Raw genomic sequence first — 24,490 nt, 5'->3', positions numbered from 1 at the left:
CTGCTCCTCAGTCGCCAACGGGGCGGCGCAGCATTTCCAGATGCGGGATGCCGTCTTCCAGATAGGGCTCGCCGACGGCCTCGAAACCGAAGTCGGCATAAAAACGCTGCAGGCGTGCCTGCGCGCTGATGCGGATGCCGCGCCCGGGCCAGGCGGTTTCGCAGCGGGCGACGCCCTCGCCCACCAGCAGCCGGCCCAGGCCGCTGCCGCGGCGCTCGGGCGAACTGATGACGCGGCCGATCGAGGGCTCCTCGTACTGCAGCCCCGGGTCGACGACACGCAGATAGGCCTGCAGCACGCCGGCGTCGTCGCGCCCGAGCAGATGCCAGCAGTGACGGTCGACGCCGTCCGGGTCCTGGAAAGGCCCCTGCTCGAGAATGAAGACGCGGCAGCGCAGCGCCAGCGCGTCGTAGAGATCGTCCAGGCGCAGGTCGTCCCAGCGCAGCCATTGCCAGTGCATCAGATCAGCTTGACCAGTTGTTTGCCGAAGTTGCGGCCCTTCAACATGCCGAGGAAGGCCTCGGGCGCCGCGGCCAGGCCTTCGGCGACGCTCTCGCGGTACTTGATCGTGCCGCCGGCGACACCCGCCGCCAGCTCGCGCAGCGCCTCGGGCCAGTCGCCCATGTGCTCGCTGACGATGAAACCCTGCACCGTCAGCCGCGACTGCAGGATGAGCTGCGGCCAGCTCATCGGGATGGGCTGGCCGTCGTAGCCGGCGATCATTCCGCACAGCGCGATGCGGCCGAAGTCGTTCATGCGCAGCATCGTCGCGTCCATCACCGCGCCGCCGACGTTCTCGAAGCAGCCGTCGACGCCGTCGGGCGCGGCGTCGCGCAGCGCGCGCGAGAGCGATCGTGCGTCGGCGTGTTCGCGGTAGTCGATGCAGGCGTCGAAACCCAGTTCGTCGACGACGTAGGCGCACTTGGCCGCTCCGCCGGCATAACCGACGACGCGGCAGCCGCGCGCCTTGGCGAGCTGGCCGACGACGCTGCCGACCGCGCCGCTGGCCGCGCTGACGACCACCGTCTGCCCGGCCTTCGGCGCGAGGATGCGCACCAGCCCGTACCAGGCGGTGACACCCGGCATGCCGACGGCGCCCAGGTAGGCCGACAGCGGCAGCCGCGTGTCGACCTTGCGCAGCATGCCGGCCGCGCCGCCGTCGACCACCGAATAGAGCTGCCAGCCACCCATGCCGACGACGGCGTCGCCGGCGGCGTAGCCCGGGTGGCGCGAGTCGACGACCTCGCCGACCGTGCCGCCGATCATCACCTCGCCCAGCGGCTGCGGCGCGGCGTAGCTCTTGGCGTCGTTCATGCGGCCGCGCATGTACGGGTCGAGGCTCAGGTAGTGGTGGCGCACGAGCACCTGGCCCTCGGCCAGCGCCGGCAGCGGCGCCTCGACGAGGCGGAAGTTGGCGGCCGTCGCTTCGCCCTGCGGGCGCGAGGCGAGCACGATCTGCTGGTTGTTCATCTCTATCTCCTTGGGCCTTAGCCGGCGTGCACGGCGCTGACGCCACCGTCCACCGCCAGAACCTGGCCCGTGATGTGTTTGCCGGCCGGGCTGCACAGCAGCAGCGCGGCGCCCTTCAGATCGTCGTCGTCGCCGATGCGGCCCAGCGGCGCGGCGGCGGCCAGGCGCTGCTCGCCCACCGCTTCCAGCGTGCCGCGTGTCATCTTGCTCGGGAAAAAACCAGGCGCCAGCGCGTTGACGTTGATGCCGTGGTGGCCCCATTCGCCGGCCAGCGTGCGCGTGAAGTTCACCACCGCGCCCTTGCTGGTGCCGTAGGCGATGAACTGCATGTTCAGGCTGCCGGCCAGCCCTGCGATCGAAGCGACGTTGACGATGTGCCCCGAACGGCGCGGGATCATGCTGGCGCGCGCCACCGCCTGCGAGAACAGGAACAGGCTGCGCACGTTCAGGTCCATGACCTTGTCCCAGGCGTCGAGCGGGTGGTCCTCGGCCGGCGCGCCCCAGGTGGCGCCGGCGTTGTTGACGAGGATGTCGATCGGGCCCAGGCGTTGCAGCGTCTCGTCGACGATGCGCTGCACGTCCTCGGGCCGGCTGGCGTCGCCGGCCACCCAGCGCGCGTCGACGCCGCGTTCGGCCAGATGGGCGACGGCCTCCTCCAGGTCGGCTGCCTTGCGCGAGGTGAGCATGACCTTGGCGCCGGCTTCACCCAGCGCCTCGGCGATCTGCAGCCCCAGGCCGCGCGAGCCGCCGGTGACGAGCGCGACACGCCCGTCGAGGCGGAAGAGGTTCATCACCGGCGTGCTCATCAGCCCTCCGTCGTGTAGTCGAGCACGTGGCGCGTCTGGCGCAGCGTGCCCAGCAGCTTGGATACCGCCTGGTGATGCGGGTGGTTCTGGTAGGCGTCCAGCGCGGCGGCGTCGGCGAAGGTCGAGTCCAGCAGCACGTCGACGTTGGCCTCGCAGCCGGGTTCGGCAATCGCGGCGCGGAAGTGCAGCATGCCCGGCACCAGCGCCGCGCAGGAATCGAGTTCGGCCTTGAAGCGCGGCGCGTCGGCCTTGTCCTTCAGGGTCCACATCACCAGGTGTCGTACCGCCATCGTTGGTTCCTCGGTCAGAAACAGGAGTCGTCCAGTTCGCGCACCAGCGCCTCGCGCCGCGCCACCGGCGCCAGCCAGGCGTCGATCTTGGGCAGCTCGTAGGCGTAGAAGTAGCGCGCGGCCGCCAGTGTGCCCGGGCGCGAGGCGCCCGTCGCCAGCGCCAGATCCAGCCACAGCCAGGCGACGACGACGTGGCCGAAGGCCTGCAGATAAGGCGTGGCGTTGGCCGTCGCCGCCTCGGCGTCGCCGGTGGCCCAGGCCGAACGTGTCGCCGCGCCCAGGCGCTGCAAAGCACCGGCCAGCGCGACGCCGGCTTCGGCCAGGCCGACGACCTGGCCGGCACGCTGCGCCGTGGCGTCGATCCGGGTCGCCAGCAGCTTCAGCGCCGCGCCGCCGTCGGCCAGCACCTTGCGGCCCAGCAGGTCCAGCGCCTGGATGCCGTGCGTGCCCTCGTGGATCATGTTCAGGCGGTTGTCGCGCCAGTACTGCTCGACCGGGAAGTCGCGTGTGTAGCCGCAGCCGCCCAGCACCTGGATGGCCAGCGAGTTGGCCTCCAGGCACCACTCGCTAGGCCAGCTCTTGGCGATCGGCGTCAGCAGTTCCAGCAGCCGGCGCGCGTCGGCCGCGGCTTCGGGCCTGCCGGTGCGCGCTTCATCGACGAGGCGTGCGCAGTACAGCGACAGCGCCAGCCCGCCTTCGACATAAGTCTTCTGCGCCAGCAGCATGCGGCGAACGTCGGCGTGGCGCAGGATGGGCACCTGCGGCTGCGCCGCGTCCTTCGCGCCCAGCGGCCGGCCCTGCGGGCGTTGGCGGGCGTACTCCAGGCTCGCTTCGTAACCCGCCCAGCCCAGCATCACCGCGCCCAGGCCGACGCCGATTCGCGCCTCGTTCATCATGTGGAACATGCAGCGCAGGCCGTCGCCGGGGCGGCCGACGAGCCAGGCGATCGCGCCTTCGCGCTCGCCGAAGTTCAACAGCGTGTTCGTCGTGCCGCGGTAGCCCAGCTTGTGGTTCAGCCCGGCCAGCGCGACGTCGTTGCGCCGGCCCGGCCGGCCGTCGGGCCCGGGCAGGAACTTCGGGCAGATGAACAGCGACAGCCCCTTGACGCCCGGCGGCAGGCGGCCGGTTTCGTCGGGGATCTTGGCCAGCACCAGATGCACGATGTTGGCCGCCAGCTCGTGCTCGCCGCCGGAGATCCACATCTTGTGGCCGCGCAGCCGAAAGCGTGGGCCCAGCGCATCGGCCTCGTGGCCGGGGCCGTCGGGCTCGGCGCGGGTCGCGACGTCCGACAGCGACGAGCCGGCCTGCGGTTCGCTGAGGCACATCGTGCCGAACCATTCGCCGGCGAACAGCCGGCGCGCGAAGGTCTCGCGCTGCGCCGGCGTGCCGTGCGCGGCGATCAGGTTGGCGTTGCCGGTGGTCAGCATCGCGTAGCCGGCGATCGCCACGCTGGCCTTGCTGAAGAAGGCGTTGGCCGCCATCTCGGCGACGCAAGGCAGCTGCAGGCCGCCGAACTCGGCGTCCTGCGACGCCGCCAGCAGCCCGGACTCGACATAGGCCGCGACCGCGGCGCGTGTGCTCTCGGGCAGGTGCACCCGTTCGCCGTCGAAACGCGGCTCCTCGACGTCGGCGCGGCGGTTGGCCGGCGCAAAACGGTCGGCGGCGATGCGCTCGGCCAGGTCGAGCACCGCGCCGACGGTCTCGCGCGAGTGCTCGGCGTGGCGTTCGCGGCTGAACAGCGTGTCGACGTCCAGCCAGTCGTGCAGCAGGACGTCCAGGTGCTCGCGCAGCGAACTCACTGGGGCACCCTTCGGCCTGCGGCCGGTCCCGCCCAGCGGGAATGAGCCCCGGACAAGTCCTGAGGGCTCACTGGGGCACCCTTCGGCCTGGCGGCCGGCCCCGCCGAGCGGGAATGAGCCCCGGACAAGTCCTGAGGGCTCATGCGGCGTCTCCGAGCCGGACGGCGGGGCGCGCCCTGGAGCGAAGTAAAGGAGGAGTCCCGGCGCAGCCGGGACGGGGGACATGAGCGCAAGGGCGCGCCCCGGCGGCCGGCTCTCGCGCCGGCTTGTCAGCCGCGAGCCTCACAGCACCTCGAACACGCCGGCCGCGCCCATGCCGCCGCCGATGCACATCGTCACGCAGACACGCTTGGCGCCGCGGCGCCGGCCCTCGATCAGCGCGTGGCCGGTCAGGCGCTGGCCGCTGACGCCGTAGGGGTGGCCGATCGCGATCGCGCCGCCGTTGACGTTGAGCCGCTCCATCGGGATGCCCAGCCGGTCGGCGCAGTACAGCACCTGCACCGCGAAGGCTTCGTTGAGTTCCCAGAGGTCGATGTCGGCGACCGTCAGCCCCAGGCGCTGCAAGACCTTGGGCACCGCGAACACCGGGCCGATCCCCATCTCGTCGGGCTCGCAGCCGGCGACCGCGAAGCCGAGGAGACGCCCCAGCGGCTTCAGCCCCTTCTGCTCGGCGTAGCGCTCGTGCACGACGACGCAGGCGCCGGCCCCGTCGCTGAACTGGCTGGCGTTGCCGGCGGTGATCACGCCGCCGGGCATCGCCGGGCGGATGCCCTGGATGCCTTCGTAGGTCGTGCCCGGACGCAGCCCTTCGTCGACGCTGACCGTGACTTCGCGGCTGCGCAGCCCCAGCACCTTGTCGGCGACACCGGCCACCGTCGTCACCGGCACGATCTCCTCGGCGAACAGGCCCTGCTCCTGCGCCGCGCAGGCGCGCTGCTGGCTCTGCGCGCCGTATTGGTCCTGGCGTTCGCGTGAGATGCCGTAGCGCCGGGCCACGTTCTCGGCCGTCTGCAGCATCGACCAGTAGATCTCGGGTTTGCTCCTCTTCAGCGCCGGGTCGAACAGCATGTGCTGGTTCATCTCCTGCTGCACGCAGGAAATGCTCTCGACGCCGCCGGCCACGAACACCTCGCCTTCGCCGGCGACGATGCGCTGCGCCGCGCTGGCGATGGTCTGCAGGCCGCTGGAACAGAAGCGGTTGATCGTCATGCCGGCCGTCGTGACCGGCAGCCCGGCACGCAGCGCGATCTGGCGCGCGATGTTGGCGCCGGTCGCGCCCTCGGGGTTGGCGCAGCCCATCAGCACGTCCTCGACGGCGGCGGCCTCGATGCCGGCGCGCTGCACGGCCGCGGCGACCGCCGCGGCCCCCAGCGTCGCGCCGTGGGTCATGTTGAATGCGCCCTTCCAGCTCTTGGCCAGCGGCGTGCGTGCGGTGGAGACGATGACGGCTTGGCTCATGGTCGGTCCTCGGGTTCGGGGCTTCAGGCGGTGAAGCGGCGGCCTTCGGCGGCCAGGCGCTCGAGCAGCGGCGCGGGCTCCCAGAACCCGGCGTCGTCCAGCGGGTTGCGCGCGAAGGCCTTCATCGTCTGCACGACGTTGAAGAGGCCCTGGCTGTCGGCGTAACACATCGGCCCGCCGCGCCACAGCGGGAAGCCGTAGCCGGTGAGGTAGACCATGTCGATGTCGCTGGCCTTGCTGGCGATGCCGTCCTCGAGGATCTTGGCGCCTTCGTTGACCAGCGCGTAGACCAGGCGGTGCACGATCTCGTCGTCGGAGATCGTGCGCGCCGTGATGCCGAGCCCGGCGCGGTGCTTCGCGACCATCTCCTCGACCACCGGCGACGGGATCGCCTCGCGTTTGCCGGGCGCATAGTCGTACCAGCCGGCGCCGGTCTTCTGGCCGTAGCGGCCCATCTCGCAGAGCAGGTCGGCGGTCTGGCTGTAGCGCATCTGCGGCTGCTCGACGTAGCGGCGCTTGCGGATCGCCCAGCCGATGTCGTTGCCGGCCAGGTCGCCCATGCGGAACGGGCCCATCGCGAAGCCGAAGGCCTCGACGGCCTTGTCCACCTGCTGCGGCGTGCAGCCTTCTTCCAGCAGGAAGCCGGCCTGGCGGCTGTACTGCTCGATCATGCGGTTGCCGATGAAGCCGTCGCAGACACCTGAGACCACCGCCGTCTTGCGGATCGTCTTGGCGAGCTGCATCACGGTGGCGAGCACGTCCTTGGCGGTGTTCTCGCCGCGCACCACCTCCAGCAGCTTCATCACGTTGGCCGGACTGAAGAAGTGCAGGCCGACGACGTCGGCCGGGCGCTTGGTGAAGCCGGCGATGCGGTTCAGGTCCAGCGTCGAGGTGTTGCTGGCGAGGATGGCGCCCGGCTTGACGACCTCGTCCAAGGCGCCGAAGACCTGCTGCTTGACGCCCAGGTCCTCGTAGACAGCCTCGATGACGAGGTCGCAGTCGGCCAGGTCGGCGTAGGCCAGCGTCGTCGTCAGCAGCGCCATCCGCTGCTGGTACTTGTCCTCCTTCAGCTTGCCCTTCTTGACCTGGGCTTCGTAGTTGCGGCGGATCGTCGCGACACCACGCTCCAGCGCCTCGGCCGTCGTCTCCAGGATCGTCACCGGCAGGCCGGCGTTGAGGAAGTTCATGCTGATGCCGCCGCCCATCGTGCCGGCGCCGACGACGCCGACCTTGGCGATGCGGCGCAGCGGCGTGTGCTCGGGCACGTCGGGGATCTTGCTGGCGGCGCGTTCGGCGAAGAAGGCGTGACGCAGCGCCTGGCTCTCGGGCGTGAACATCAGCGCCATGAAGAGCTCGCGCTCGTAGGCCAGGCCGGCGTCGATGTCGCGTTTGACCGCGGCTTCGACGGCGTCGACACACTTGGCCGGCGCCGGGAAGTGCCGGGCCATCGCCTTCACGGTGTTGCGCGCGAACTGGAAGAAGGCGTCGGGGTTGGCGTGGCGAGCCTTCAGGTCGCGCACACGCGGCAGCGGCGCGCCGCCGGCGTGTTCGTGGCCCTTGGCGGCGGCGAAGGCCACCGCGCCGGCCAGCAGCTCGCCGTCGACGATCTGCTCGAACAGCTTCTGCCCCGGCAGCGAAGCCAGCAGCTCGCTGGCCACCGGCTCGCCGGAGACGATCATGTTCAGCGCGGTCTCGACGTCGAGCACACGCGGCAGGCGCTGCGTGCCGCCGGCGCCGGGCAGCAGGCCGAGCTTGACCTCGGGCAGCGCGACCTTGGTGCCGGGCGCGGCGACGCGGTAATGGCAGGCCAGCGACAGCTCCAGCCCGCCGCCCATGCAGGTGCCGTGCATCGCGGCGACCACCGGCTTGCCCGCCAGTTCCACCTGGCGGATCAGCGAATGCAGATTGGGCTCGGCGATCGCCCGGTCGGTGCCGAACTCCTTGATGTCGGCGCCGCCCGAGAACACCTTGCCGGCGCCGGTGACGACGATCGCGACGACGGCCGGGTCGGCCAGCGCACGCTCCAGGCCGGCGCTCAGTTCGCGCCGCGTCGCCAGCCCCAGGCCGTTGACCGGCGGGTTGTCCAGCGTGAGCACGGCGACCTCGCCGTGGAGGTCGTAACGGACGGCCATGATGTCTCCTTCTGGGGGCCGTCTTCCGAGGCGGGAAGGCCTCGGTTCGGCTCGGTTTCGAACGGTCGTTTCATTCTAGGAGCCGGGTTTCGGGGCGCGCTGTCCCTGCGGCGACAAAGGCCGGCGCCGCCTCGCGCATGACTTCAGTCAAGCCCATGACGGCGACGCGCCGATATCGTGCGCCGGCCACTCGGGGCCTTGATGCCCCTCAAACGACTGTGAACGACCTCCACACCACCGACGTCGCCATCGTCGGCGCCGGCCCCGCGGGCCTGGCGCTGGCGGCGGCGCTCGCGCAGGCCGGCCTGCGTAGCACCGTGCTCGAACAGAACAGCGCCGAGTCGCTGGTCGCGCCGCCGGAAGACGGCCGTGACATCGCGCTGACGCACCGCGCTCGCGCCATCCTCGAGCGCCTGGGCCACTGGGACCGCCTGCCGGCCGACGAGATCGCGCCGCTGAAGCGCGCGCTGGTGCGCAACGGCGCGTCGCCGCTGGTGCTGCCCTTCGATGGCCAGGCCGACGGCCACGAGGCGCTGGGTTTCCTGGTGCCCAACCATCGCCTGCGTGAAGCAGCCTACGCCGCGGCCGCCGCCACGCCGGGTGTCGAGATCGTCGGCGACGCGAAGGTCACCGCGCTGCAGCGCGACGAACAGGCCGCAACCGTGCGTCTGGCCGACGGCCGCGCCTGGCGCGCGCCGCTGGTCGTCGCCGCCGACAGCCGCTTCTCGACGACGCGGCGCCTGGGCGGCATCGGCGCGCACCTGCTGGACTTCGGCCGCACCTGCATCGTCGTGCGCATGCGCCACGAGGAAGACCACGAAAACACCGCGCACGAGTGCTTCCGCTACGGCAACACGCTGGCCATCCTGCCGATGGCCGGGCGCCAGAGTTCGGCCGTCGTGACGCTGAAGAGCGACCAGGCGCCGGAGTGGATGGCGCTGTCGGACGAAGCCTTCGCGCTGCGTGTCGAGGAGCATTTCGACCGCCGCCTGGGCCGCATGGACGTCGCCGCGCCGCGCCACGCCTACCCGCTGGTCGCGGCCTATGCGACACGTTTCGCCGGCCCGCGTTTCGCGCTCGTCGGCGACGCCGCGGTCGGCATGCACCCGGTCACCGCGCACGGCTACAACTTCGGCCTCTACGGCGTCGAGGTGCTGGCGCGTGAACTGGCGCGCGCCGCGCGAGACCGCCGCGACCTGGGCGACGCCGCGGTACTGGCGGCCTACGAGCGCGAGCACCGCATGCGCACGCTGCCGATCTACCTCGGCACCAACGCCATCGTGCGCCTGTTCACCGACGACACGCCGCCGGCCAAGCTGGTGCGTGGTGCGGTGCTGAAGGCGGCCAGCGTCGCGGCGCCGCTGCGCACGCTGATCGCGCGCCAGCTCACCGGGGGCGTGCGGCGCTCGGCATCGGCCTGAGACGGGGGCGTCGCTAGACCTCCAGCCACTCCCGGCGCAGGGCCGGGGTGGCGCGCAATGCCGCCGGCGTGCCGTCGAAGACGATGCGCCCATGGCCCATCAGGAGGCAGCGGTCGGCGACGTCGAGCGCGATCGTCAGCTTCTGCTCGACGAGCAGCACCGAGACGCCGCGGCGGCGCAACTCGTGCAGCAGCGCCGCCACCTGCTCGACGATCCGGGGCGCCAGGCCTTCCGTGGGCTCGTCGATCATCACCAGATCCGGGTCGCCCATCAGGGTGCGCGCCAGCGTCAGCATCTGCTGCTCGCCGCCCGACAACACGCCGGCGGCGGTGTGCTCACGCTCCTTCAGGCGCGGGAACAAGGCGTAGAGGTCCTCGGCGTGCCAGCGCGGCGTGCGCCGGCCGCGTTTTTCGCCCAGCAGCAGGTTCTGATGCACCGTCAGGCCGGGGAATACGTCGCGGCTTTCCGGCACGTAGCCCAGCCCGGCGTGGGCGATCTGGAACGGGCTGAGGCCCACCAGTTCCCGGCCGCGCCAGCGCACCGAGCCGCGTGCGGCGACCAGCCCCATCACCGCCTTGACTGTCGTCGATCGGCCGGATCCGTTGCGCCCCAGCAGGGCGACGATCTCGCCGTCGCCGACCTCGAAGCTCACGCCGTGCAGCACGTGGCTCTGGCCATAGAAGGCGTGCAGTTCGTCGAGGCTCAGCATGCCGCGCCGTCTCCGCAGGCGTCTTCGGCGGCGAGCACCGGGCCGAGGTAGGCCTCGCGAACGCGGGCATCGGCGCGCACCGCCGCCGGCGTGTCGAAGGCGATGACCTCGCCGTGCACCAGCACGGCGATGCGGTCGGCCAGCCCGAACACCACGCCCATGTCGTGTTCCACCGTCAGCAGCGTGCGGCCCTCGGTGACACGGCGGATCAGGTCGACGAAGTGCGCGGTCTCGCTGCGGCTCATGCCGGCGGTCGGTTCGTCGAGCAGCACCACCGCAGCGCCGCCGGCGATCGTGATGCCGATCTCCAGCGCACGCTGCTCGGCGTAGCTCAGCTGCATCGCCGGCACGTCTCGGCGGCGTTCGAGCTGCAGCATGCGCAGCAACTCGTCGGCTCTGTCGTTGGCGTCGTGCAGCCGGCCGAGGAACTTCCAGAATGCATAGCGGTAGCCCAGGCTCCACAGCAGCGCGCAGCGCAGGTTCTCGAACGCCGACAGGCGCGGGAACAGATGGCTGACCTGGAAGCTGCGCGCCAGGCCGCGGCGGTTGATCTCGTAGGGCGGCAGGCCGTGGATGGGCTGGCCGCCGAGCAGGATCTCGCCCGAACTCGGCGCCAGGCGCCCGCTGATGAGGTTGAACAGCGTGCTCTTGCCGGCGCCGTTGGGGCCGATGATCGCGACCCGTTCACCGGGTGCGACCGCCAGGCTGGCGCCGCGGATGATCTCGGTGCGGCCGAAACGTTTGTGCAGCGCACGCAGCTCCAGGGCGGGGGTCACCTCGCGGCCTCCTGCGCCTGGGCCTCGATCGCGCGCTGCGCGGCGTCCCACTGCACGGCCAGTCGGCGGCGCGCAAGTTCGAACAAGGCCGCGGCGCTCAGCAGCAGCAGCCCCGAGCCGACCCAGGCATCGGCCGAGCCCGCGTCCAGCGTCAGCCCGGCGAATCTCGTCGTCGGCCCGCTGGCGGCCTCGAGCTGCAGGTGGTAGACCATCTCGACCATGGCACCGGCGCCCGCCAGCATCGCCAGCGCCAGCCCGCCCAGCGCCAGGTACGAGGCCGCCAGCGGCCGCAGCCGCCCCGCCGCCGCCAGCCGCAGGTTGGCCACCACCAGGCTGGCGATGCCCCCCGGCGCGGCCATCACCATGAAGAGAAAGACCAGCCCCAGGTAGAGCAGCCAGGCCCGCGTCAGCTCCGACAGCAACACGCCCGACAGCACCATCAGCACCGCGCCGATGATCGGGCCGAAGAAGTAGGCGGCACCGCCCAGGAAGGTGAACAGGAGGTAGGCGCCCGAGCGCGCCGAGCCGACGACCTCGGCGGTGACGATCTCGAAGTTCAGCGCCGCCAGGCCGCCGGCGATGCCCATGAAAAAACCCGATGCGACGAAAGCCAGGTAGCGCACGCGGCGCGTGCTGTAGCCGATGAACTCGACACGCTCGGGGTTGTCGCGCACGGCGTTGAGCATGCGGCCCAGCGGCGTCTGCGTGAAGGCGTACATCGCCACGGTGCAGGCGAAACAGTAGAGCGCGATCAGCGCGTAGACCTGCCATTGCGGCCCGAAGCTGATGCCGGCCAGCGGCGCGCCGACGACGCGGTTGCCGCTGATGCCGCCCTCGCCACCGAAGAAGCCCGGGAACATCAGCGCCATCGCCGCGACCAGTTCGCCGATGCCCAGCGTGATCATCGCGAACGGCGTGCCGGCCTTCTTCGTCGTCACCCAGCCGAGCAGCGCCGCGGACACCAGTCCGCCGGCACCACCCACCAGCGGGATCAGGCTCACCGGCAGGGCCCAGCGTCCCTCGGCCACGAGGTTCAGCGCGTGGATCGCGCAGAACGCGCCCAGACCGGAATAGACCGCGTGGCCGAAACTCAGCATGCCTCCCTGCCCCAGCAGCATGTTGAAGGCGAGGCAGGCGATGATGGTGATGCCGATCTGCGACAGCACGGTCAGCGCCAGGCTGCTGTCGAAGGCCAGCGGCGCCAGCGCCAGCACCAGCGCGTAGCCGCCCCAGACCAGCAGCCGACGCGCCGGCCGGGACGGGCGCAGCCGCGCATCCACTCGAGGCAGGCCGCGCACGTTCAACCCTCGCGCCGGCCGAGCAGCCCGCGCGGCCGCAGCACCAGCACCAGCACCAGCAGCAGATAGGGCAGGATCGCCGCCACCTGCGACAGCTTGATGCTCCACAGCGCCCAGCCGAAGCTCTCGGGCGTCACCGGCCACTGCAGCACGCGCAGCAGGTCGGCCAGCGAATGGTCGCTGCCGACGGCGAACGAGTCCAGCACGCCCAGCAGCAGCGAGGCGACGAAGGCTCCGGCCAGCGAGCCCATGCCGCCGATGACGATGACCGCGAACACCACCGGCCCCAGCGCCTGCGCCATCGCCGGCTCGGTGACGCGCAGCGCGCCACCGATGACGCCGGCCAGCGCCGCCAGGGCCGTGCCGCCGCCGAAGACCAGCATGAACACACGCGGCACGTCGTGGCCCAGCGCCTCGACCATCTGCGGATGCGTCAGCGCGGCCTGGATGACGAGCCCCACGCGGGTCTTCCTGAGCAGCAGCCAGACCGCCAGCAGCATGCCCAGCGCGACCGCCATGCCGAAGGCGCGGAAGGCCGGGAACTGCGTGCAGACCGCGCCGGCGCTGCGGCAGACCTCGGGCGCGGCGCCCCAGGCCAGCGACAGCGATCCCGGCAGGTCCACCAGCGTGAACAGCGGCCCGCGCAAGGACGGCGGCGGGCCGAAGTCCAGCGCCTGGCGGCCCCAGGCGAGCTGCACCAGTTCCAGCACGACGTAGGCCAGGCCGAAGGTCACCAGCAGTTCCGACACGTGGCCGTGGGCGTGCACGCGGCGCAGCACGTGGCGCTCGAACGCCGCGCCGGCCAGGCCCACGAGCAGCGGCGCCAGCAGCAGCGCCGTCCAGAAGCCGGCGAGCTGGGTGACCGAATAGGCGACGTAGGCCCCCAGCATGTAGAAGCTGGCGTGGGCGAAGTTGAGCACGCCCATCAGGCTGAAGATCAGCGTCAGGCCGGCCGCCAGCATGAACAGCAGCAGCCCCAGCGACAGGCCGTTGAGCAGCGATACGAGGAAGTGCGACGCGTCCATCACGAGGGCGTGACGATAACGGGCGCGGCACGCCGCGCGCTCAGGGCCGCTTCATCCGGCAGGTCGTCGGCGTGCTCGCGACCTGCGCGTCCAGTGCCTTGAGCTCCTGGAAGTTGTAGCCGGTGTTCTCGACCGAGTACGGGTTGCGCGCGTCGGCCTTGCGCCACTCGGAGATGTAAAGCGCCTGCTGCAGCTGGTGGTCGCTGGCGCGCATCTCCAACCTCGCCCTGGAAGCCGGCGAAGCGCAGGCCTTCGAGCACCGGCGCCACCTTGGCCGGATCGGTGCTTGCGGCGCGCCGGAAGCCCTCGCTGAGCATCGCGATGCCGTTGTAGGTGGCGTGCGTGTACCAGTCCTCGCCGTACTTCTGCTTGAACGCGTCCTGCAAGGTCACGACGCCGGGCAGCGCGTTGTGGCTGTAGGCGACCATGCGCACCGTGCCGCCGACGCCCGCGGCCATCGCCGTGGGCACGCCGCTGGTCGAGGCGTAGTAGGTGTAGAAGTCGGCGCCCAGCCCGGCGTCGTGCGCGGCGCGGATCAGCAGCGTCAGGTCCTGGCCCCAGTTGCCGGTGACGACGGCGTCGGCGCCGGAGGCCTTGATCTTGGCGACATAGGGCGCGAAGTCCTTGACCTGCCCGATCGGGTGCAGGTCGTCGCCGACGATCTGCACGTCGGCCCGCTTGCGCGCCAGCGCCTCGCGGAAATGGCGCGCCACCTGCACGCCGTGGGCGTAGTTCTGGTTGATCAGGTGGACCTTCTTCAGCTGCGGGCGGTCCTTCAGGTAGCTCGTCAGCGCCTCCATCTTCATCGAGGTGTCGGCGTCGAGGCGGAAGTGCCAGTAGCTGCAGCGTTCGTTGGTCAGCGCCGGGTCGACGGCGGCATAGTTCAGGTAGAGCAGTTCGCGCCCCGGGTTGCGCGCGTTGTGCTTCTCGATGCCGTCGGCAATGGCCGCCGCCGCACCCGAGCCGTTGCCCTGCACGACGTAGCGGATGCCCTGGTCGATGGCCGCCTTCAGTGCGTTCAGGCTCTCCTGCGGCGAGCCCTTGTTGTCGAAGGGCACGAACTCGAACTTCGGCCCCGACTTGCCGCCCTGGCTCATCTGGTCGGCGACGAACTGCCAGCTCTTGAGCTGGTTCTGGCCCACGTTGGCGAATGGCCCGGACAAGGGGTCGATGAAGGCGACCCGCACGGTGCCGGCCTGGGCGAATGCGCCGGCGGCGGCAACGGCGAACACGGCGGCGGGCCAGCGGGGCCCCGGAAGGCGCAAGCGCATCTGACGTCTCCTCGTGGTGTCTGACGGCCGCTGCACCTTAAGCGCCGCTGCGCCGCCTCTCGCTCAGGGATGTCCCGTCCGCCGAGTAACCCGCGGGACAGCCCCCGCGCGACCGTGGCAAAGCCCTGATCGCACGCGGCGCGATGCCGCTACGGACAATGGCACGATGCATCCCTCCCAAGCACTCCCGCCCGCCGCGCCTCGCTGGCGCGAGGACGGTTTCGTGCGCCGCGCCGGCGCGCCGCTGGCCGTCGTCCAGCCGCCGCAGCCGGTGCCCGAGGCGCACTGGGTGGCGCGCAACGAGGCTTTCGCGCGTGAACTCGGCTGGTGGGACTGGCTGCAGCACGACGAGGCGCTGGCGCTGCTGGCCGGCAACGCCCAGCCGGCCGGCGGCACGCTGGCCACGGTGTATTCGGGCCACCAGTTCGGCGTCTGGGCCGGGCAGCTGGGAGACGGCCGCGCGCTGCTGCTCGGCGAGGCCGACACGCCGCTCGGGCCGCTGGAGCTGCAGCTCAAGGGCAGCGGCCTCACGCCCTACTCGCGCATGGGCGACGGCCGCGCGGTGCTGCGTTCGTCGATCCGCGAGTACCTGTGCTCCGAGGCGATGCACGCGCTGGGCATCCCGACGACACGTGCGCTGGCGCTGGTCGGCTCGCCGCTGCCGGTGCGGCGCGAACGCTACGAGACCGCCGCCGTCGTCACGCGCGGGGCGCCCAGTTTCCTGCGCTTCGGCCACTTCGAACACTTCGCCCACACCGCGGCCGACGAGGCGGCGCTGCGCCGGCTGGCCGACGAAACGATCGAGCGTTACTTCCCGGCGCAGGCCGAGGCTGCCAACCGCTACGCCGCGCTGCTCGAGGAAGTCGCGCGGCGCACCGCGCGGCTGGTCGCCCAGTGGCAGGCCGTCGGCTTCTGCCACGGCGTCATGAACACCGACAACATGTCGCTGCTGGGGCTGACGATCGACTACGGACCCTTCGGTTTCCTTGACGCCTTCGACCCCGGCCACGTCTGCAACCATTCCGACCACCAGGGCCGCTACGCCTATGCGCGCCAGCCCAACGTCGCGTTCTGGAACCTGCACGCGCTGGCCCAGGCGCTGCTGCCGCTGATCGGCGACCCCGACGCCGCGGTGGCCGCGCTGGAGCCCTACAAGAGCGAGTTCCTGGTCGCGCTGCAGACGGCGATGCGCGCCAAGCTCGGCCTGCACGACGAGCGCCCCGAAGACGGTGCGCTGGTCGACGACCTGCTGCGCCGCATGGCCGCCGACGGTGCCGACTACACGATCACCTTCCGCCGCCTGGCGCGTTTCGACAGCACGCCCGGCGCAACGCACGACGCGCTGCGCGACCTGTTCCTCGACCGCGAGGCCTTCGACGCCTGGGCGCTGCGTTACGCCGAGCGCCTGCGCGCCGAGGCCAGCGTGGACGCCGAGCGCCGGGTCCGCATGCAGCGCACCAACCCCAAGCTCGTGCTGCGCAACCACCTCGCCGAGACCGCGATCCGCCAGGCCGAGGCCGGCGACTTCGGCGAGGTCTCGCGGCTGCTGGCCGCGCTGCAGCATCCGTTCGACGAGCGGCCCGAACACGAGGCGCTCGCCGGTTTCCCGCCCGACTGGGCACGCCAGCTCGAGGTCTCCTGTTCGTCATGAGCCTGTTCGACAAGAAACCCGCCGTCCACCCGCACGACGACCCGCGCTACGAGGTCCGCAAGAGCGACGCCGAATGGCGCGCCCAGCTCGACCCGATGCAGTACCAGGTGGCGCGCCACGCGGCCACCGAGCGGCCCTTCACCGGCCGGTACTGGGACCACACGGGCCGCGGCCGCTACGACTGCGTGGGCTGCGGCGCACCGCTGTTCTCCAGCGAGACGAAGTTCGACGCCGGCTGCGGCTGGCCGAGCTACTGGCAGCCGCTGGAGGCCGACGTCATCGAGGAGGTGCGCGACACCAGCCACGGCATGGTGCGGGTCGAGGTGCGCTGCCGCCGCTGCGGCACCCACCTGGGCCACGTCTTCGAGGACGGCCCGGCGCCGACCGGCCAGCGCTACTGCATCAACTCCGCGGCGATCGACTTCAAGCCCGAGGCCGAGTGAACCCCGGCCCGTATCGGCCCGCCGCCGCCACGGCTTCGCCGCAGCCCACCCGAGGCAGCCGGCACAATCGCCCCATGAACCGCTCCCCTCGCCTCGCATGAAGCTGTTGCTGGACTTCCTGCCGATCGTCCTTTTCTTCGCCTGCTTCAAGCTCGCCGAGGGCCGCCCGGAATGGGCGGCGGACTTCGCCACCGCCAACTTCGGTGCGCTCGTCTCCGGCGGCGTCGTCGGCCCGAAGGAGGCGCCGGTGCTGCTGGCGACCGTCGTCGTGATCCTCGCGACGCTGGCCCAGGTGCTGGTGCTCAAGCTGCGCGGCAAGCGCATCGACGCGATGCTGTGGATCAGCCTGGTGCTGGTCGTCGTCTTCGGCGGCCTGACGATCTGGTTCCACAACGAGACCTTCATCAAGTGGAAGCCCAGCGTGCTGTACTGGACCATGGGCACCGCGCTGTGGCTGGCGCCGCTGCTGGCCGGCAAGAACCTGCTGAAGCTGCTGCTGGGCGCGCAGATGGTGCTGCCCGAGCGTGTCTGGCACCGCCTGAACTTCGCCTGGGTCGCTTTCTTCGCCGCGATGGGCCTGCTCAACATCTGGGTGGCCTACAGCTTCAGCACCGACACCTGGGTGAACTTCAAGCTCTTCGGCGGCATCGGCCTGATGTTCGCCTTCACGATCGCCCAGGGCCTGTACCTCGGCCGCTACATCGAGGAACCGGCCGCGACGAACGAGGGCAAGCAGTGAGCCGCGCCGCCGAGATCGAAGCCGCGCTGCGCGCCGCGCTGGAGCCGGTGGAGCTCGAAGTCATCGACGACAGCGCCCGCCACGCGGGCCACGCCGGCGCCCGCGAAGGCGGCCACTTCCAGGTGCGCATCCGCAGCGCGCGCTTCGCCGGGCTGGCGCCCTTGGCGCGTCATCGCCTTGTGTATGATGCCCTCGGCCCTCTGGGCCAACGGGGCGTGCATGCACTCGCGATCGACGCGCAGCCGCCCCGCCAGGACTGACACCCCTCGAACAACTCCATCGACGCGCGGCCGCCGCGGGCGACCCGTGTCCCATCCGAAAGTGCCATCCATGAGTTCGAAGTCCTTCGCCGTGCGCACGGCGCTCGCCACCGCGGCCGCCGCACTGCTGATGCCGCTGGCCGCCCAGGCGCAGAACATCGCCGTCGTCAACGGCAAGCCCGTGCCCAAGAGCCGCGTCGAGACCCTGCTGCAGCAGGCCGCTCGAGCCGGCCAGCAGGTCGGCCCGGAACTGCAGCAGCAGGCCCGCGACCAGGTCGTGTTGCGCGAGATCTTCGTCCAGGAAGCCGAGAAGAAGGGCCTGGCCACCAGCGCCGACTACAAGGCGCAGATGGAGCTGGCGCGTCAGAGCATCCTGATCCGCGAGCTGTTCGACAGCTACCGCAAGACGCACCCGGTGGCCGACGCCACCGCCCAGGCCGAGTACGAGAAGATCAAGGCCTCGGCCGCCGGCACCGAGTACCACGCCCGCCACATCCTGGTGGAGACCGAGGACGAGGCCAAGGCCCTGATTGCCCAGATCAAGGGCGGTGCGAGCTTCGAGGAGCTGGCCAAGAAGAACTCCAAGGACCCGGGCTCCGGCGAGAACGGCGGTGACCTGGACTTCGCCAAGCCCGACGCCTACGTGCCCGAGTTCAGCCAGGCGATGGTCGCGCTGAAGAAGGGCGAGATGACGCAGACGCCGGTGAAGAGCCAGTTCGGCTGGCACATCATCCGCCTGGACGACACGCGCGAGGCGCAGTTCCCGGCATTCGAGGAAGTCAAGGACCAGCTCAAGCAGCGCATGGAGCAGGCCAGCCTGCAGCAGTACCAGGAAGAGCTGCGCAAGAAGGCCCGCACCGACTACAAGTTCGGCGCCGAGTGAGCCGGCTTCCCGCCGCAGCAGCCAAGGCCCCGCGAGGGGCCTTTTTTGTTGCGGTCGCTCAGCCGGCGTCGTCCACCAGCGTGAGAGGGGCGTAGTCGCCGGCGTCCAGCGTCGCAACGACGACCTGATGCTGATCGGCCTCGCCGCCGGCACGCCGGCAGTGCGCGGCGACCTCCCCCGCCAGCCCCTGGCGCACGCACTCGGCGGCCTCGCCGTACGAACGCGTGTAGGCGCTGAAGCGCCGCGCCCCGCGCTCGACGCAGCGGTCGGCATAACCCAGCAGGAAGGCGGCGGCGTGCAGCCGCCCTTCGCGCGCGGCGAACAGCGCGAACTGCGCGCTCAGCACCTCGAACGAGGCCCAGTCGCTGGCACGCGCGACCTCGACGTAGGTTTCCAGCGCCGCCCGGGCCTCGGCGAGCCGGCCTCCCCGCAGCAGCGCGTGCGCATGGTTGCCCAGCGCGAAGCAGGCCTGCGAGCCGATGGCGCCGCGGTGCAGCGCCGCCAGCTCTTCGCCGATGCGGATCGCCTCGGCGGTGTCACCCACTTCCAGATGCAGGTAGGCCAGGTTGGAGAGATCCGACCTGGCGTAGAAGTCCCAGCCCGCCTCGCGCGCCAATGCCGCGCAGCAGCGGCAGGCGACGAGCGCATCGGCAGTCCGGCCCAGGAAGGAATAGACCAGCGCCTCGGCCTGGAAGCGGTAACGTGCGAGCAGCGGCGGGAAACCCTGCTGCGCCGCAGCCACGATCTCGGGGAGCATGGCTTGGGCTTCGGCCAGCCGCTGGGGCGCGCCGTCGACGATGCTGGCCAGCAGCACCTGGGCGACGAAAGCCGCCCGCGGGTCACCCAGTTCGCGCAGCAGCGCCAGCGCCTCCTGCGCCGGTGCCACGGCGCGCGCTGGCCAGGGCGTCGTCTGCACCCTGGCCAGCGCGAGCTTGTGGCGTGCCAGCGCCGCGGGTGCGAGCCGCGCCGCCGGCACCAGGGCCTCGGTGCGCTGGGCGAACGCCAGGAACTCCTGCTGCCGGTACAGCAGCGAGAACAGCATCGGCGTGGCCCCCAGCAGCTCGTACGCGAGCGCCGCATCGTGCACGCTGGCCCAGCGCAGCGCCGCGAGCAGGTTGTCCAGATCGGGTTCGTAGCGCCGCCGCCAGGCACGCTCGGTGCAGCGCAATCGCGCCTCGTCCGCGTCGGCGTAGACCGCCAGCAGCGCGCGTGCGTGGACCTCCGCCGCGTGCGCGGGCAGCGGCTCCTGCAGCAGCACGAACTGACGGATCGGTTCGGGCAGGCGAAAACGCAGCGGTTCGCCGGCGTCCACGGCGACGAGGCCGCAGTCGATCAGCGCGTCCAGGGCACCGTGAACCGCCTCTTCGACGACCTCCTGGCGGCCGATCGCCAGAGCGAGTTCGAACGAAAAGCCGCGCACGCACCAGGCCAGGCGGCGCAGCAGCAGCTGGCCCAGCGGCGGCAGCAGGCGGTAGCTCCACTGCAGCGTCGCCAACAGTGTCTGGCGGCTCGCGGGCTGGCTCGTGTCCTTGAGGTGCAGCAGCCCGGGAAGCCCGTCGCCGCCGAGCCTGCGCAGCCGCGAGGCGAGCAGACGGATCGCAAGCGCGGAGCCCCCCACCTGCCGGCACACACGGGCGGCCAGCTCCAGCTGAAGGAAGTCCAGGTCGCGCCCGTCGCCCAGCCCGGCACGCGCCAGGAACAGCCGCATCGCGTCGCCGGACACCAGCGCCTGGCGGGCGGCCTGCTCCGCAGGCAGCGCCAGACCGGCGAGCGCCATCACGCACTCCTGGGGGTGATGCAGCGCCGTCTGCGACACCACGAGGACGTGTAGCGCCGCCGCCCCGGCGAGCTGGTCGACGATGGTGTAGACGGCTGCCGAGCAGGCCTCGGCCCCGTCGAGCACCAGCAGCGCCGGACGCTGGCGCAGGGCCGCCAGCACCGCCGGCAGCGGGCCGACATGGCGCGTCTGCGGCACCCCCAGGCGGTCGGCGATCGACGCGGCGATCTCGTCGACACTGCAGCCCACGCCCACCTCGACCCAGAGCACCGCCTGCCCGGCACGCCGGCGTTCCTGGGCGACCCGCAGCGCCAGCGCCGTCTTGCCGACACCGCCCGGGCCGCAGACGCAGACCAGGCGCGCCTGCTGCAGCAGCGCCGTCAAGGCCTGCTGCTCGTCCACGCGGCCGACGAAGCCCGCCGGGCCTGCCGGCAGTTCCATCACCCGGGACGACGGCGCCAGCCCGTCGGGCTCGTCGACGAGCTCCTCGACTTCACAAACGAGCTGGTAGCCGCGCCCCGCCACGGTGCTGATGGAACCCGGGCCGAGCAGCTTGCGAAGCAGCGAGACCTGGGCCGACAGCGCGTGGTCCTCGACCGCGGGGCCGGGCCAGACGCGTTCGATCAGCTCGGCGCGCGAGATCACGCGCGATCGCCCTTCCAGCAAGGTGACCAGCAGATCGAAGCTGCGGGGGCCGAGCCGGGCGGGCTCTCCGTCAAGCAGAAGGCGACGCGACTCGAAGTCGATCGTGCAATGCGCGACACGCGCGCGTGGGCTCATCGCCACTCCCGGGATCCTGCAGATCCCCGGGAGCATAAGCGAGGCGGCCTTCAGGGGCGCCGTTCAGCGGCGCCGACCCTGATGCGCCCGCAGGAAGCGTGCGCTCAGCGGCGCGGGCCGCGCGGACCTTGCGCGGCGCGGCCGCCGCCGTGGCCATGGCCGCCGGACGGTGCACCGCTGCGCGTGCCGCCACCGGCCCGCTGGCCACCGCCCTGCCCGGCCGACTGGCCCTGCGGCCGGCCGCCGCCCGGGCGCCCGCCGCGCGAAGGCGCGCCGCCGCCGCCGCCGCCGCCGGCGTTGCGGCGCGTGCCGCCGACGCCGATCGTCATGCGGCCGAGCACGATCGGCTCGGCACGCTCGCCCGCCGGCGGCTCGAAACCCGGGATGGCCTGCACCGGGATCTCGCGCTTGATCAGGCGCTGGATGTCGCGCAGGAAGATCTCCTCGTCCAGGCAGACCAGCGAGACGGCCTCGCCGCTGGCGCCGGCGCGGCCGGTGCGGCCGATGCGGTGCACGTAGTCCTCGGGCACGTTGGGCAGCTCGTAGTTGACGACGTGCGGCAACTGGTCGATGTCGATGCCGCGCGCGGCGATGTCGGTGGCCACCAGCACCTGCAGCGTGCCGGCCTTGAACTCGGCCAGCGCCTTGGTGCGCGCGCCCTGGCTCTTGTTGCCGTGGATCGCCATCGCCGTGATGCCCTGCTCGTTCAGGTACTCGGCCAGGCGGTTGGCGCCGTGTTTCATGCGCGTGAAGACCAGCACCTGGTGCCAGTCGCCCTGGCGGATCAGGTGCGCCAGCAGCTCCTTCTTCTTCTCGCGCCCGACCGGGTGCACCTTCTGCGCGATGGTGTCGGCGGTGGCGTTGCGCCGCGCGACCTCGATCAGCGCCGGCTGGTTCAGCAGCCGGTCGGCCAGGGCCTTGATCTCGTCGCTGAAGGTGGCCGAGAAGAGCAGGCTCTGCTTCTTCTGCGGCAGCACCGCGAGCACCTTCTTGATGTCGTGGATGAAGCCCATGTCGAGCATGCGGTCGGCTTCGTCGAGCACCAGGATCTGCACCTGCGACAGGTCCAGCGTGCCCTGGCCGTGGTGGTCCAGCAGCCGGCCGGGCGTGGCCACGAGGATGTCGACGCCCTTCCTCAGGCGGTCGATCTGCGGCTGCATGCCGACGCCGCCGAACATCACCATGCTCGTCAGCGGCAGGTACTTGCCGTAGGCGCGCACGCTTTCCTCGACCTGGGCGGCGAGTTCACGCGTGGGCGTCAGCACCAGTGCACGCACGGCGATGCGGCCACGCGCGTCGCGCACCGGCTTGGCGGCCGACAGGCGCTGCAGCATCGGCAGCGTGAAACCGGCGGTCTTGCCGGTGCCCGTCTGCGCGCCGGCCAGCAGGTCGCCGCCTTGCAGCACTGCGGGGATCGCCTGGGCCTGGATCGGGGTCGGCACGTCGTAGCCCTGTTCGCGCACGGCGCGCAGCAGCGGCTCGGCAAGGCCGAGATCGGAAAAATTCATGGATTTGGTGTTCGGTCGGCCTGTCGCCCGCTCGGGGGCGCCAGTCGCAGGCGTCGGATCATGGGGCCGCGAGGCGGCGTCGGGCTCGACGTCGATGCAGCGACTGGGCTCTGCATCGGTACCGAAAATTCTATCTGATGCAGATCAAAGCTGCAGGACGAGACCCTACGGGCGGCGGCGTCCCCCGTGTGCACCGGCCCGTCCTTGCCGGAAGGGTGGCGATGGGCGGCCCCGGAACGGCGACAATAGCGGTTTGGCCGCGCCGCGCGGCCGTGCTCCAACCTTTCCGAAAGAACCGAACAGGACTCCATGGCCCAGTACGTATTCACGATGAACCGCGTCGGCAAGATCGTGCCGCCGAAGCGGCAGATCCTGAAGGACATCTCGCTGTCCTTCTTCCCCGGCGCGAAGATCGGCGTGCTCGGCGTCAACGGCAGCGGCAAGTCGACGCTGCTGAAGATCATGGCCGGCCTGGACAAGGACATCGAGGGCGATGCCGTCCCGATGCCCGGGCTGAAGATCGGATACCTGCCGCAGGAGCCGCAGCTCGACCCCGAGCAGAACGTGCGCGAAGCCGTCGAGCAGGGCATCGGCGGTGTGCTCGCCGCCAAGAAGCGCCTGGACGAGGTCTACGCCGAGTACGCCGAGCCCGACGCCGACTTCGACAAGCTGGCCGCCGAGCAGGCCGAGCTCGAGGCGATCATCGCCGCGGCCGGCAGCGAGAACACCGACCTGCAGCTCGAGCTGGCCGCCGACGCGCTGCGCCTGCCGCCCTGGGACGCGCAGATCGGCCTGCTGTCCGGCGGCGAGAAGCGCCGTGTCGCGCTGTGCCGGCTGCTGCTGTCCAAGCCCGACATGCTGCTGCTCGACGAACCGACCAACCACCTGGACGCCGAATCGGTGGACTGGCTGGAGCAGTTCCTGCAGCGTTTCTCGGGCACCGTCGTGGCGATCACCCACGATCGTTACTTCCTGGACAACGCCGCCGAGTGGATCCTCGAACTCGACCGCGGCTTCGGCCACCCGTACAAGGGCAACTACTCCGAGTGGCTGGACCAGAAGGAACGCCGCCTGGAAGTCGAGCAGAAGAAGGAAGACGCGCGCATCAAGGCGATGAAGGAGGAACTCAAGTGGGTCCGCTCCAACGCCAAGGGCCGCCAGGCCAAGAGCAAGGCGCGTCTGGCCCGCTTCGAGGAGCTGTCGGACGTCGACTACCAGCGCCGCAACGAAACCAACGAGATCTTCATCCCGGTCGCCGAGCGCCTGGGCAACGAGGTCATCGAGTTCAAGGGCGTCACCAAGAGCTTCGGTGAGCGCTGCCTGATCGACAACCTCAGCTTCAAGATCCCGCCGGGCGCCATCGTCGGCATCATCGGCCCCAACGGCGCCGGCAAGTCGACGCTGTTCCGCATGATCCAGGGGCTGGAGCAGCCCGACAGCGGCGAGGTCGTGATCGGCAAGACCGCCAAGGTCACCTTCGTCGACCAGAGCCGCGAAAGCCTGGCCGGCGAGAAGACGGTGTGGGAAGACGTCTCCGGCGGCCTGGACAACATCGTCGTCGGCCAGTTCGTGATGCCCAGCCGCGCCTACCTCGGGCGCTTCAACTTCAAGGGCAACGACCAGCAGAAGCTCGTCGGCAACCTCTCCGGCGGCGAACGCGGCCGCCTGCACCTGGCCAAGACCCTGGCCCAGGGCGGCAACGTGCTGATGCTCGACGAACCGTCGAACGACCTGGACGTCGAGACCCTGCGTGCGCTGGAAGAGGCGCTGCTCGAGTTCGCCGGCAGCGCGATGGTCATCAGCCACGACCGCTGGTTCCTGGACCGCATCGCGACCCACATCCTGGCCTGCGAAGGCGAGTCGCAGTGGTTCTTCTACGCCGGCAACTACCACGAGTACGAAGAAGACAAGAAGAAGCGCCTGGGCGAGGAAGGCGCGCGCCCGAAGCGCGTGCGCTTCAAGCCGATCAAGTGAGGCCGGGCGGCGACGCCTGA

Annotated in this window: 20 protein-coding genes and 1 pseudogene; 7 read left to right on the top strand and 14 right to left on the bottom strand. The window is 71.1% G+C overall.

The window, feature by feature from the left end; genetic code table 11:
- Window positions 1-7 precede the first annotated feature (7 nt).
- From EV684_RS03535 to EV684_RS03505, 7 genes are all read right to left on the bottom strand, one after another.
- Window positions 8-460: a GNAT family N-acetyltransferase gene (locus EV684_RS03535; RefSeq protein WP_132644836.1), complete on the bottom strand. Its 453-nt coding sequence runs from the start codon at window positions 458-460 to the stop codon at window positions 8-10.
- Window positions 460-1,470, bottom strand: coding sequence for an NADP-dependent oxidoreductase (locus tag EV684_RS03530; RefSeq protein WP_132644835.1), 1,011 nt, complete (start codon window positions 1,468-1,470; stop codon window positions 460-462). Before EV684_RS03530 ends, EV684_RS03535 begins: the two co-directional genes overlap by 1 nt.
- Window positions 1,471-1,487: 17 nt before the next feature.
- Window positions 1,488-2,276 carry an SDR family oxidoreductase gene (locus EV684_RS03525; RefSeq protein WP_132644834.1) on the bottom strand — a complete coding sequence of 263 codons (789 nt, stop codon included), beginning with the start codon at window positions 2,274-2,276 and terminating at the stop codon, window positions 1,488-1,490.
- Complete coding sequence (locus EV684_RS03520; RefSeq protein WP_014428644.1) at window positions 2,276-2,566, bottom strand: Dabb family protein; 291 nt, start codon at window positions 2,564-2,566, stop codon at window positions 2,276-2,278. The genes EV684_RS03525 and EV684_RS03520 overlap by 1 nt, the downstream gene beginning before the upstream one ends.
- 14 nt (window positions 2,567-2,580) lie before the next feature.
- Window positions 2,581-4,365: an acyl-CoA dehydrogenase gene (locus tag EV684_RS03515; protein WP_132644833.1), complete on the bottom strand. Its 1,785-nt coding sequence runs from the start codon at window positions 4,363-4,365 to the stop codon at window positions 2,581-2,583.
- 282 nt (window positions 4,366-4,647) lie between these two features.
- Window positions 4,648-5,823, bottom strand: a complete 1,176-nt coding sequence (locus EV684_RS03510) for an acetyl-CoA C-acyltransferase (RefSeq protein ID WP_132644832.1) — start codon at window positions 5,821-5,823, stop codon at window positions 4,648-4,650.
- 23 nt (window positions 5,824-5,846) lie between these two features.
- The gene (locus tag EV684_RS03505; protein ID WP_132644831.1) at window positions 5,847-7,955 is read right to left on the bottom strand and encodes a 3-hydroxyacyl-CoA dehydrogenase NAD-binding domain-containing protein; all 2,109 of its coding nucleotides are present in this window, start codon (window positions 7,953-7,955) and stop codon (window positions 5,847-5,849) included.
- Window positions 7,956-8,173: 218 nt separating this feature from the next.
- Here EV684_RS03505 and ubiM point away from each other — a divergent pair, with 218 nt between their 5' ends.
- A complete protein-coding gene (ubiM, locus tag EV684_RS03500; protein ID WP_132644830.1) occupies window positions 8,174-9,376 on the top strand; it encodes a 5-demethoxyubiquinol-8 5-hydroxylase UbiM in 1,203 nt (400 codons plus the stop codon).
- A gap of 13 nt (window positions 9,377-9,389) precedes the next feature.
- On the opposite strand, the gene EV684_RS03495 is transcribed toward ubiM, so the two are convergent.
- The 5 genes and pseudogenes from EV684_RS03495 to EV684_RS03480 all read right to left on the bottom strand — a co-directional run bounded on the left by EV684_RS03495 (window position 9,390) and on the right by EV684_RS03480 (window position 14,455).
- Window positions 9,390-10,085, bottom strand: a complete 696-nt coding sequence (locus EV684_RS03495; protein ID WP_132644829.1) for an ABC transporter ATP-binding protein — start codon at window positions 10,083-10,085, stop codon at window positions 9,390-9,392.
- Window positions 10,079-10,861 (bottom strand): ABC transporter ATP-binding protein, encoded by a 783-nt coding sequence (locus tag EV684_RS24260; protein ID WP_243651032.1) that lies wholly within the window; start codon window positions 10,859-10,861, stop codon window positions 10,079-10,081. The genes EV684_RS03495 and EV684_RS24260 overlap by 7 nt, the downstream gene beginning before the upstream one ends.
- Window positions 10,858-12,141, bottom strand: a complete 1,284-nt coding sequence (locus EV684_RS24255; protein WP_243651031.1) for a branched-chain amino acid ABC transporter permease — start codon at window positions 12,139-12,141, stop codon at window positions 10,858-10,860. Before EV684_RS24255 ends, EV684_RS24260 begins: the two co-directional genes overlap by 4 nt.
- Before the next feature lie 20 nt (window positions 12,142-12,161).
- A complete protein-coding gene (locus EV684_RS03485; protein WP_132644828.1) occupies window positions 12,162-13,184 on the bottom strand; it encodes a branched-chain amino acid ABC transporter permease in 1,023 nt (340 codons plus the stop codon).
- Window positions 13,185-13,224: 40 nt separating this feature from the next.
- Window positions 13,225-14,455: pseudogene (locus EV684_RS03480) on the bottom strand (branched-chain amino acid ABC transporter substrate-binding protein).
- Between the two features lie 166 nt (window positions 14,456-14,621).
- On the opposite strand from EV684_RS03480, the gene EV684_RS03475 reads away from it, so the two are divergent.
- The 5 genes from EV684_RS03475 (at window position 14,622) to EV684_RS03455 (ending at window position 18,431) form a co-directional block, all read left to right on the top strand.
- Window positions 14,622-16,106 (top strand): protein adenylyltransferase SelO, encoded by a 1,485-nt coding sequence (locus tag EV684_RS03475; protein WP_132644827.1) that lies wholly within the window; start codon window positions 14,622-14,624, stop codon window positions 16,104-16,106.
- Window positions 16,103-16,549 (top strand): peptide-methionine (R)-S-oxide reductase MsrB, encoded by a 447-nt coding sequence (msrB, locus tag EV684_RS03470; protein ID WP_132644826.1) that lies wholly within the window; start codon window positions 16,103-16,105, stop codon window positions 16,547-16,549. Before EV684_RS03475 ends, msrB begins: the two co-directional genes overlap by 4 nt.
- Window positions 16,550-16,646: 97 nt before the next feature.
- A complete protein-coding gene (locus EV684_RS03465) occupies window positions 16,647-17,288 on the top strand; it encodes a septation protein A (protein ID WP_132644825.1) in 642 nt (213 codons plus the stop codon).
- Window positions 17,285-17,548: a BolA family protein gene (locus EV684_RS03460; protein WP_132644824.1), complete on the top strand. Its 264-nt coding sequence runs from the start codon at window positions 17,285-17,287 to the stop codon at window positions 17,546-17,548. The genes EV684_RS03465 and EV684_RS03460 overlap by 4 nt, the downstream gene beginning before the upstream one ends.
- 70 nt (window positions 17,549-17,618) lie before the next feature.
- Window positions 17,619-18,431, top strand: coding sequence for a peptidylprolyl isomerase (locus EV684_RS03455; protein WP_132644823.1), 813 nt, complete (start codon window positions 17,619-17,621; stop codon window positions 18,429-18,431).
- 58 nt (window positions 18,432-18,489) lie between these two features.
- On the opposite strand, the gene EV684_RS03450 is transcribed toward EV684_RS03455, so the two are convergent.
- On the bottom strand, window positions 18,490-20,988 hold the full coding sequence (locus tag EV684_RS03450) for an ATP-binding protein (protein WP_165908385.1): 2,499 nt from the start codon (window positions 20,986-20,988) through the stop codon (window positions 18,490-18,492).
- Window positions 20,989-21,092: 104 nt separating this feature from the next.
- Entirely contained in the window at window positions 21,093-22,496 is a 1,404-nt protein-coding gene (locus EV684_RS03445) for a DEAD/DEAH box helicase (protein ID WP_132644821.1), read from the bottom strand.
- Window positions 22,497-22,805: 309 nt separating this feature from the next.
- Here EV684_RS03445 and ettA point away from each other — a divergent pair, with 309 nt between their 5' ends.
- Window positions 22,806-24,470: an energy-dependent translational throttle protein EttA gene (ettA, locus tag EV684_RS03440; protein WP_132644820.1), complete on the top strand. Its 1,665-nt coding sequence runs from the start codon at window positions 22,806-22,808 to the stop codon at window positions 24,468-24,470.
- The last annotated feature ends 20 nt before the right edge of the window (window positions 24,471-24,490 follow it).

The organism is Rubrivivax gelatinosus, from assembly GCF_004340905.1.
Taxonomy (GTDB): Bacteria; Pseudomonadota; Gammaproteobacteria; order Burkholderiales; family Burkholderiaceae_C; genus Rubrivivax; species Rubrivivax gelatinosus.
The sequence above is the reverse complement of the archived record's forward strand: the minus strand, read 5'-3'. Positions and strand labels throughout refer to the sequence as shown.